This window comes from Meiothermus rufus DSM 22234, from assembly GCF_000423425.1.
In the GTDB taxonomy this organism is placed as follows: domain Bacteria; phylum Deinococcota; class Deinococci; order Deinococcales; family Thermaceae; genus Meiothermus; species Meiothermus rufus.
On sequence record NZ_KE384017.1, the window covers coordinates 1 to 9591 of the forward strand.

At 62.7% G+C, this 9591-nt stretch carries 10 protein-coding genes; 9 read left to right on the forward strand and 1 reads right to left on the reverse strand.

What is annotated here, in order from left to right:
• On the reverse strand, positions 1-214 hold a 214-nt coding region (locus G552_RS15765), incomplete at its 3' end, for a helix-turn-helix domain-containing protein (RefSeq protein WP_211224835.1).
• Between the two features lie 148 nt (positions 215-362).
• On the opposite strand from G552_RS15765, the gene G552_RS0114210 reads away from it, so the two are divergent.
• The 9 genes from G552_RS0114210 to G552_RS16625 form a co-directional block, all read left to right on the forward strand.
• Entirely contained in the window at positions 363-1151 is a 789-nt protein-coding gene (locus G552_RS0114210) for a phosphotransferase family protein (RefSeq protein WP_027883585.1), read from the forward strand.
• 66 nt (positions 1152-1217) lie between these two features.
• Positions 1218-2540 carry a tRNA (N6-isopentenyl adenosine(37)-C2)-methylthiotransferase MiaB gene (miaB, locus tag G552_RS0114215; RefSeq protein ID WP_027883586.1) on the forward strand — a complete coding sequence of 441 codons (1323 nt, stop codon included), beginning with the start codon at positions 1218-1220 and terminating at the stop codon, positions 2538-2540.
• A gap of 119 nt (positions 2541-2659) precedes the next feature.
• On the forward strand, positions 2660-3052 hold the full coding sequence (locus tag G552_RS0114220) for a carboxypeptidase-like regulatory domain-containing protein (RefSeq protein WP_027883587.1): 393 nt from the start codon (positions 2660-2662) through the stop codon (positions 3050-3052).
• Positions 3053-3123: 71 nt separating this feature from the next.
• Complete coding sequence (locus G552_RS16445) at positions 3124-4881, forward strand: InlB B-repeat-containing protein (protein ID WP_156890762.1); 1758 nt, start codon at positions 3124-3126, stop codon at positions 4879-4881.
• Positions 4882-4951: 70 nt separating this feature from the next.
• Complete coding sequence (locus G552_RS0114230) at positions 4952-5134, forward strand: hypothetical protein (protein ID WP_027883589.1); 183 nt, start codon at positions 4952-4954, stop codon at positions 5132-5134.
• 53 nt (positions 5135-5187) lie between these two features.
• The gene (locus G552_RS0114235; RefSeq protein WP_156890763.1) at positions 5188-6282 is read left to right on the forward strand and encodes a hypothetical protein; all 1095 of its coding nucleotides are present in this window, start codon (positions 5188-5190) and stop codon (positions 6280-6282) included.
• Entirely contained in the window at positions 6283-7383 is a 1101-nt protein-coding gene (locus G552_RS0114240; RefSeq protein ID WP_027883591.1) for a YncE family protein, read from the forward strand. It abuts the gene before it with no gap.
• Positions 7384-7395: 12 nt separating this feature from the next.
• Positions 7396-9261 (forward strand): DUF4249 family protein, encoded by a 1866-nt coding sequence (locus G552_RS0114245; protein ID WP_051195846.1) that lies wholly within the window; start codon positions 7396-7398, stop codon positions 9259-9261.
• A 42-nt stretch (positions 9262-9303) separates the two neighbouring features.
• Positions 9304-9591 (forward strand): hypothetical protein (locus tag G552_RS16625; RefSeq protein ID WP_211224836.1); only part of this gene is annotated, 288 nt, incomplete at its 3' end.

Here is a 9591-nt window from a genome sequence, read left to right on the forward strand (position 1 = left end):
TTAGGGCTTTTTTCCAGCGGTGGTAGGTGGCCCGGCTGATCCCGACCAGGTCCTGGATCTCCTTCCAGCTCTTTTTACTTTCACGCAGGGCTTTGACCAGTCGGAGCTTGCGCAGACGTTCCTTGACCTCTGGGTCGCCTGCTTTGGCCTCGGCCAGCCTCTGTGCTTGTCTAGCGCCTTGCCATATCTCTCGGCCAACGGTGGTAAACTGCACCTGGGGAACCTCCTTTCTTGGTTGGTTCCCCTCTTTTTATCCCAGCTTAGAGTCTCACATGTGTCCGTCCAGGTTCAGCTGGGGCGTTTTTCCTGGAGGAATACGCTGTGTTAGCGGGGTTAGGCCTCGAGCGGGTATTCTGGAAGGTATGTTGCTACGACGGCTAGGACAGGGCCGCGAGGCTGAGGTCTACGCCTGGGCCGATGGCTACGTGCTCAAGCTGTTCTGGCCGGAGTACGGCTATGCCGATGCCGAGCTGGAAGCCCGCCTAACCCAGCAGGTCTGGCTGTTGGGAGCTCCTGTGCCAAAGGTGGAGGATGTGCTCGAGGTTGAGGGGCGCTGGGGTCTGGTTCTTTACTGGATCAAAGGGGTTCCCCTGACCGAGTACATCCATGCCGATCCTAGCCGCTTGGGTTTAGCGGCCCAGGTGCTGGGAAGCCTGCACCCCCAGCTCCACCAAAAGGCCGCGGGCCAGTTGCCCTCTCAGCGAGCCTCGTTGGTTCAGCGGATTCAGGCCTGCCGCTTGCCAAAGGAGTTACGAGAAGCTTTACTCGAGCACCTCGAGCGGCTTCCCGATGGAAGCGCTTTGTGCCATGGCGACTTTCACCCCGAGAACGTGTTGCTTACCGATACGGGGGGGTATGTGGTGGACTGGCCTAACGCCACCCGGGGGAACCCCCTGGCCGACGTAGCCCGTACAGCCTTGCTGGTGCTTTACAGTGAACTGCCCCCGAACCTACCCGCACGGGAGGAGATTTTGCGCCAGCGGCAATTCTTTTTCCAGACCTACCTCGAGCACTACCGGCGCTTGGCCCCTTTGGATAGGGCCGAGCTCGAGGCCTGGATGCCCATCATGGCGGCTGCCCGCCTGCGCGACAATATCGAGGCTGAGGAACCCCACCTGATGCGCCTGATCGAGCAGGGCCTTAGGGTTTGAAGCCGGGTTTTTGCTACACTAAATGCTTGTGGCCCCGGAATCCCTCCGGTAGGCCCAGAGGTCGAGATGAAAACCCACATCATTACCTATGGCTGCCAGATGAACGAGTACGATACCCACCTCGTCCGAAGCGAGCTGGCCTCGTTGGGCGCGGAGTTTGTGGATACCTGGCAGGAGGCCGACTTCGTCTTGGTCAACACCTGCGCGGTGCGGGGTAAGCCGGTGGAGAAGGTGCGCTCGCTTCTGGGTGAGCTGCGCAAAGAGAAGGAGCGCCGAGCGCTTCTGGTGGGCATGATGGGCTGTCTGGCCCAGCTCGAGGAGGGCCAGCAGATGGCCCGCAAGTTCGAGGTAGACGTGCTTTTAGGCCCGGGGGCCCTCACCGAGATTGGCAAGGCCCTCGAGGCCCAGAGCCGCTTTTGGGATCTCTCCTTCCGCGAGGAGCTAACCCACCATCTGCCGCCCGCGCCCAAAGGAGCCCTCTCGGCCTTTGTAAGCATCATTCGTGGCTGTAACCACCACTGCACCTACTGTATTGTGCCCACCACCCGTGGTCCCGAGGTCTCGCGCCACCCTGATCTGATCCTGCGGGAGCTGGCGCAGCTCAAGGCGGCTGGAGTGGTGGAGGTGACCCTTTTGGGGCAGAACGTGAACTCTTATGGCAAGGATCAGCCGGGCTACCCCAGCTTTGCTGAGCTACTGCGCCAAGCGGGGCGGGTGGGTATTCCCCGCATCAAGTTCACCACCAGCCACCCGGTCAACTTCACCGACGATGTGATTGCGGCCATCGCCGAAACCCCCCAGGTCTGCCGCTACATCCACCTGCCGGTGCAGTCGGGTTCCAACCGGGTACTGCGCCGCATGGGCCGGGAGTACCGGCGGGAGTGGTACCTAGACCGCATCCGGGCTATCCGCCAGGCCATGCCCGATGCGGTGCTTTCCACCGACATCATCGTGGGTTTTCCCGGCGAGACCGAGGAGGACTTTCAGCAGACCCTCTCGCTTTACGACGAGGTGCGCTACGACAGTGCCTATATGTTCATCTACTCCCCCCGTCCCGGCACCCCCAGCTACAAGCACTTCCAGGACCTGCCCCGCGAGGTTAAGGTGGAGCGCCTGCAGCGCCTGATTGAGCGGCAAAAGCACTGGAGCTACCAGCAAAACCAGCGCTGGGTGGGGCAGACCCTCGAGGTGCTGGTGCGCGGGGCGGCCAAGGACGAGGCCTACGCGGAAGGCCACACCCGGGGCAACCACCCCACCCTGGTGCCTGCGGCCCAGGCCCCCCGTCCGGGGCTTTATCAGGTGCTTATCCGCCAGGCCACCCCGCACATGCTCTATGGCGAGGTGGTCGGGGCCCAGGAACCCGCCCCCCTTCCCCTGGCTATGGCCTAAGAAACGCTGCTCGCTGCCCACAGACCCCTGTAGGGGTCTGTGTTTTTTTAGTCATCCTCCAGTCATGCAGCTTTCGCTACCCTCATGGCGTCGACTCTGGGTTGGAAAGGAGACGAGCCATGAAACAACTGCTGAGGCTGGTGGGTTCACTGGGTTTGCTGGTGCTGGGCGCATGTGGCGGGGGGGCAGGCAGCGGATTCTCCGGTACCGTGACGGCCCCTGCGGGCATGAGCGTCGAGAACACAACGGTGGTGGCCTGCTTCTACGTTGCTGCTATTGACGATTGCGACGAGTCAAAAAGCAAAGAAACCGTCATCAGGGCTACGGGTCGGAGTGGAGGCTTCAGCATTGACGGGCTGGCCCCGGGGGACTACCTGATTTTCGCCGCGAAGGCGGGCCTGTTTGGCTTCTACGCCGATGCCCAGGGCGAGCCCATCCTGGTAAAGCCTCCCCGCAGCGGCATTAATATCCAGCTCGAGGCGGCCACCAGCCTGGGGCAGGTGGGGCAGTAAGCCCCCGGGAAAGGTATTCCATGCAGACCAAGCGTTGGTTTGTCGCTGTGCTGTTGCTGATATTTGGCTTCATGAGCACGGTTGCGCGGGCAGCCCCAGGCTACGTGGATGGAAACGATGTTGCGGTTTGGCAAATATGCCCCATAACCAACATCAGTGCTATTGCCTCACAGAACAAAGTCGGCTTTTTTACCGACCCTAGCACCTCCTATCCCAAGACCGGCGATACGGGCTATATACGAGCGGTGGGCTCTAACATCAGTCCGTGTAGCAACGACACAATTGGCTTCGATTTCTTCCTGCCCGATGGGGCCACACTGGCCATTGATGCCACCAATCCAGTGCGCTGCTATGCCATCAAGTTCACGACCCCCACCCAGGTCATTGAGTTTACCAATAACCCACCGGGTTTCCAGGGAAACTGTTCGCAAACACCCTCTGCCGGAACCAGTGGGGGCTTGTTTTTTGGCTATGCGGTGGTTGCACCCGGCTGGCAGGTGGATATCCGTGTGCCGGTACGTTACAACAAGCAACTGTTGGGGCTGGCTGGCCCACCCAGTCACCGCTTGACTGCCGTGGCCCAGACCGCTTGGGGCAATGTTGCACCATTTGTGCCGGTGACCGTTTACTATCAGGCCAGCTTCCAAAACCTGCAAAGCAGCGGGATCGGCGCAACCACAGCAACGCTTGGGGTGAATCTTTTTAGCTATTTCAAGGGGGGACAGCTATATGTGGATTATGGAACCACCAATTCCTTTGGTTTGACCACCCCTCCCGCCACGGTGCCCAACACCGCCCTAAACTTTCCCAGCGTCAGCACCAGCCTGACCGGCCTGAGCCCCAATACCACTTACTACTGGCGTTACCGCTTCGTCACCGATGCGGGCACTTTCAACAGCCCTACCCAGACCTTCACCACCTCGGCGGCTCCCACCTTTGCCCTCACGGTCAACAAAAACGGTACCGGCTCGGGAACCGTGACCAGCAGCCCCACCGGTATCAACTGCGGAGCTACCTGCTCGGCCAGCTTTACCCAGGGCACCACGGTAACGCTGAATGCCGTACCTGCGTCGGGCTCTGTATTTGCCGGGTGGAGCGGGGGTGGTTGCAGCGGTACCGGCACGTGCACGGTGACCATGAACGCGGCCCAAACCGTGACCGCCACCTTCAACACGGCCCCAGCAGCGGGTCTGACCATTACCGCGGCTAAACCGCCCAATGCCCCCACCGACGCCACCCGCAACAAGGGACAGAGCAACGTCTTGATGCTGGCCTTTACCCTCAACCCCTCGCAGGCCACCCAGTTGCAGAGCATTACGCTGACAGCCAGTGGCAGCGGCAACGATAGCCTCGACCTCACCGTGGTCAAGCTGATCCGCGATGCCAACGCCAACGGCCAGATTGACAGTGGCGAGGTCCCCATTGCCAGTGGTACCTTCAGCGCCGACAACGGTACCCTCACGCTCACCCTGTCCACCCCGCTGGCCCTTAGCCCAGGCAGTAGTCAGTTCCTGGTGGCGGCCGATATTGCCAGCTCGCTGGCGGCCCACCCGGCGGTGCTTAGGGCCCAGAGCCTTCCGGCCCTGCCTGCGCCGCTGCTGCTTACCTTGCTGCCCTTGATGCTCCTGGGGGCGTGGCGCATGCGTTCCCTGCGGGTGGGTTTCCTGGCGCTGGCCCTGGCCCTGACGCTGGCGGCTTGCGGTGGTGGTCCAAACACCACCCCGGTCAACAAGACCTACCAGATCAACCTGACCGCGCTGAGTGCCCAGGGCAACCCGACCGTGAGTGGGCTGCCCATTAGCGGTGCGACCATTACGGTGCAGAAATAGAAGCTCGGGGTGTCGGTGGAGTGCCTCCTCCTGCCGACACCCACCCTTGTCTTAGAGAGGAGACCGCCAGGTGAATCCCAAGCCCAGCCAGGTTTATGTGTTACGCATCTGGTACGAGCCCAGCCCTGAGGGCGAGGTCTGGCGGGCTTCGTTGAGCCAGGGCGAGGAGTGCCACTACTTTGCCGAACCCAGTGCCCTGACGGCGTTTTTGCAGCAGGAGATAGGAGAGACCAAAACGGAGGCCGAACCCTAGCCGGTCATGCGCCAGTCATGCGGGCTTCTCTACCCTTAGAACGGGAGGTCGGGATGTACAGAAAAACTGCTCTTGTGGTCACGGCGGTGCTTTTGGTGGCTTGTGGTGGGGGTGAATCGGGGGGCAATCCACCCGGAGGCAACAATCCCCCCGCTACCGGGAACTTTCCGGTCGAACTGGCCGGGGTCTGGCAGGATACTCTGACCAGCGGCGGCAACTTCAAAAACCCCATCACCGGCATCGAGTTCAACATGACCCAGGGCTACTCGGCCCAGTTCAAGGTCAGGTCCAACGGCGAATTCTACTTTGCCCACTATTCCCAGGGGGTTTCGCCTAACTGTAGCCTGGTCAGCTTCTTCGACCAGATGGTGGGCCTGGCCGAGTGGAGCAACAACCAATTGGTGCTGCGGCCTCGAGAGCGCCGTCTGGACGTGCAAAACTGCGCCAACTCGGGTTCCTTCAACCAGCCCCTGACCCCGGTGGTCTTCGAGGCTGTGCTCTCGGAGTACGAGACCGACCTCGATGCCAGCTTGCAGATGGAGCTGAGCGGAGGCCCCTATCCGCTCAAATTCAAGCTGCTCAACCCCACCCCGCCCGCAGACCCGGCCCAGCCTCCCCAGCCGCCGGAGTTTCAGCTGGGCACCAGTGGCCCCTACCAGGAGATGCTGGGGCTGTGGGGCTACCGCGAGACCAACTTCTACAACCCCCAGACCGGGGCCTACCAGTTCCCCGATTGTTGTGGCGAGTATCGCTTTTTGCGCTTTGTGGAGGGGGGCTACGAGATGGGCCTGGCCTTCGTCCGAACCAACTTCGATGGGGTTTGCAAGCGCGACCTGATCTATTTCGAGCGGGGCAACGCGCTGTTCAAAATTACCAACCAGCGCGATGAATTCACCTATCAGGGCGACGTGCGCCTCGAGGCTACCCAGGCCCGCTTGATCGTGCGCTTGCGGGAGTGCGGCACCAGTGACGGGGTGGAGGAGTACACCCTCAAGCCCCTCACCGGCTACTACCGCTGGAGCTATACCCTTCCGGCGGGCCGGGAAGACCTCATGCTGGGCTGTTTTTACCCACGCCACGTCTGGAGTTATGCGGTTTGCTACAACCACACCGGCAGCCCCTGGAGCGGCGCTGAAGGGAGGGGCTAAGTGCGTGGGGCCATTTGGCTTGCTCTGGTTCTGCTGGTCTCCTGCTCTGGCCCGCCTCAGCGCTCGCACTACGTGCTGGTAAGCCAGGCCGGCTCGAGCACTGTCGCGGTGGTTGACCCGGTGCAGGGCCGCACCATCAAGCGCATTACCGTGGGGGGGCTACCCCACCGGATGGTGCTGAACCGGGACAAAAACAAGGTTTATGTGGTGCTGGTGGGCTCGCAGGCGGTGGCGGAGGTGGATGTGCAGCGTCTTTTGGTCTCCCGCACCTTCCTCACCGCGCCGGTACCCGAGCGGCGCAGCGACGGCAGCCTGATCCAGCCCCACTTCGAGCAGAATGCCTTCACAAAAACCAGTTGCTTTACCTGCCACAACCCCGGCGGGGCCAGGCCCTTCATCGTGGGCGAGCGTCCGGTGGGGATTGCTTTTTCCAGCGACCATAGCCGGCTCTTCGTCTCGCACATCCGCCAGGGCCGCCTGAGCGAGATCGACCTGGGCCGCGCCGAGGTGGTTCGGGCTGTGAACCTGCCGCCCTCGGGTTCGGCCAGCGAGGCCGCCGACGTGGCACGGGTCGGCTCTAGGCTGGTGGTGGCGCTGCGCCCGCGCCAGCCCAGCACCGAGGCCAGCGCGGTGCGCTGGCTCGACGAAGCGACGCTCGACCCACTCTTTGAGGCTCCCACCGGCTCCGACCCGGCCTTTATGCTGCCGTGGGGGGAGGGTGCGCTGGTTTCCAACTTCGAGTCCGACACCCTCAGCCTGCACGTGCCCGGCTCGAGCCCCAAAAGCTACACCGTAACTCCAGGCCCGCTGGGCCTGCTGGCGGTGGGCAGCGGGAAAATTCTGTCGCTCAACTACTACTCCAACGCGGTCTCGCTGGTGGATCTGGCCTCGGGGCAAGCAGAGCACCACCGGCTCGAGCTGGGCGGCCGGGTCTTCGTCAACCCCACCCACGCGGCCCTGTCGCCCGATGGCCGCCGGGCCTACATCGTGAGCAGCGGCACCGAGGGGCATCTGGTGGTGTTCGACTTAGAGCGCAGGCAGGCTATCCAGGCCATACCCATAGATGGCCTTTCGTTCGATGTGGTGGTGGTGCCCCGGTAAGGGAGGATTGGTATGAAGAAAACCCTTGGAATGGCTTTTTTGTTGGGCCTGCTGGCCGCCTGTGGCAGCGGCGATAGCGGCGGGGGGAACAACGGCTCGAGTGCGCCCAACACCGTGGTGGGCCTGGTCACCGACATCGGTTCGGGGGCGCGGCTGGCCGGGGTGACGGTGCGGGTGGTGGGTAGCAGCCAGACCACCACCACCGACAGCCGGGGAGAGTTCATTTTGCAAAACCTCCCGCCGGGTCTGGTCAAGGTGGATGTGGAGAAGGCAGGCTACGCCCCCGGGCACGGCCTGGCCGAGTCCACCAGCAGCGCCCAGGCCATGCTGATAGCCCTCAAGAAGGAAGGAGCCGAGCAGAGCTACAACCCCACCCAGGCCCGCACCCTCTTCCAGCGCACCGAGGCAGGACCCTACGCGGTTATCTTTCAACCCAACAGCCTGAACTCTACCGACCCCAACCTGCGGGTGGTGGTGACCCCCCTCGACCCCACCAAGGAGGACTCGGCCCTGCCCGGCGACCTGATTGCCGGGGGGGCCAGCCCCACCCCGCTGGGGGCGGTGACCTTTGCCGAGTTCAGCATTCTGGACTCGCAAAACCGCCGCGTCAACCTCAAGCCCGGCTCCTCTGCCATCGTCGAGTTGCCCATCCCGCCGGAGCTGTGCAGCCGCTACAACATCGGTGACAAAATTCACTGCTACGCCTACAACCCCCAGACCGGGCGCTGGGAAGACTTTGTCGAGGGCACGGTGGAGCGCTCGAGCGTGGACGGCACGACTCCGGTGCTCAGGGCCAGCATCCGCCACTTCTCCTGGTATGGCGGAGCCCCGGCCGTGCAGGATCAGGAGTGTGTGGATGTCGAGGTGCGCAACCGCTTTGGGCCACTGGCAGGTGCAGTGGTTACGGCGCGTCCAGGGTTGCGGGCGGTCACCAACCGCCTTGGACACGCCGAAATCACTATAGAAAAGGGCGTGCCGGTCAACTTCACGGCCACCAAGACCTACACCGACACCTTTGTGGATAACAATGGCAATCTGATTCCCAAACCGGGCGCGAAGGTCATAGACATCGGCAGGGTCTACGAGGACGACCTGATCGGCCTCGACGGTAAGAACTACACCCGCACGCCGGGGCCGTGTCCGGGCGCTTCGGGGCAGTCGGTGCGGCCTGCCGCCACCAACCCCCTACCGATTCGCGTGGCCCCCGCCCCCGAGGGCTTCTTCAGGGCTATCGCTTTGTTGCAGCCCGGTGGGCTGGTGATGGTGCAGCTCGAGAAGGGCATCCCCAACGCCGACGGCGATCTGGAGGATGCCGAGCCGGCCAGCGGGGCCAAAATCACCATCAGCGACAACGCGGGCAAGGAAGCGACCCTTAGCGAGTTGGCACCGGGAACCTACTTTGCCAACAACTTCAATGTCGAACCCGGCAAGCGCTACACCCTGAACATTGACGCCGACGGCAACGGCAGCATCGATGGCAGCGGCTCAGCCTTCGCCGTAGGTACTGTGGCCTGGAGCAACCTCAGCCATGGCGGCACCTACAGTGCGGCCAGCCTCACCGCCGCCTGGAGCGACTCGGGCTCGGCCCAGCCGGGCTACAGTGCTCTGTACCAGGTCTCGTTCCAGCGCATTGGAGGTTCGGGGGTTTCCGATATGGCCTTTTACCTTGGCTCGGAGCGCAGCTTCCAGCCTCGAGCCCAGACCGATCCCCCCACCCCGCTGGTGCCGGGCACCTATACGGTTATGCTGAGCGCATTTAGCGGTGCCCTTAGTGGGGGATACCTCGATATTACCGACAACATCACCGGCATCGGGATGCAGGGGCAGATTTACAGCCTGCAAGAGGTCGATCCGATCACCATCACCTTGACCCCGTAACCAGAGCGGAGCCAAGGCTATAGAAAACCAGCAGGAGGTTAGATGAAAATTCTGGCTCAGGGTTTCTGCTTGCTGGCAACACTGGCCCTGGCCCAGCCCCCGCGCATGACCGCCCCGACCGACCTCCAGATGCAGTGGCGCCGGACTCGCTGCGCCCGGTGGAAACCGCAACTGGAGCCTGGTCTGGAACGCCAGCCGGGGGAGGGCAGGGTTTGCCTCGAGCGAACCATAGTTCGAGGTGAAGTGATTGTATTGTCTGCGGTTTCAAGCCCTGCTCGCGCCTTCGGCCTCGAGCGAAGACGAGGCGCAGGATGCAGCCGTGGGTTGACC